This is a genomic window from Microbacterium sp. ZXX196 (assembly GCF_009709595.1).
In the GTDB taxonomy this organism is placed as follows: domain Bacteria; phylum Actinomycetota; class Actinomycetes; order Actinomycetales; family Microbacteriaceae; genus Microbacterium; species Microbacterium excoecariae.
In genome coordinates this window covers 1-277 of sequence record NZ_WMEE01000136.1, presented here as the reverse complement: position 1 = coordinate 277, position 277 = coordinate 1, and the positions used below count along the sequence as shown (strand labels likewise).

At 57.8% G+C, this 277-nt stretch carries 1 protein-coding gene; it reads left to right on the top strand.

All coding sequences use genetic code 11. The features are described 5' to 3' along the window. Positions 1-277: sigma 54-interacting transcriptional regulator (locus GJQ66_RS12545; RefSeq protein ID WP_196215897.1), on the top strand; the 277-nt coding region annotated here is incomplete at both ends.

The following is a 277-nucleotide window of genomic DNA, read 5'->3' as shown; positions in this document are numbered from 1 at the left end:
TGTTTATCAACGGTCCCACCGGCAGCGGTAAAGAAGTTCTCTCGCGGCTGATCCACGAACGCTCGACCCGCAAGGAAAAACCGTTTGTCGCCATCAACTGTGCAGCCATCCCGGAAAACATGCTTGAGGCCATCCTGTTCGGTCATGAAAAAGGTGCCTTCACCGGCGCTGCGGCACAGAACAAGGGCCTGATCCGTGCGGCGGATGGCGGCACCTTGCTGCTTGATGAAATCTCGGAAATGCCGATGGGCCTTCAGGCCAAGCTGCTGCGCGTCAT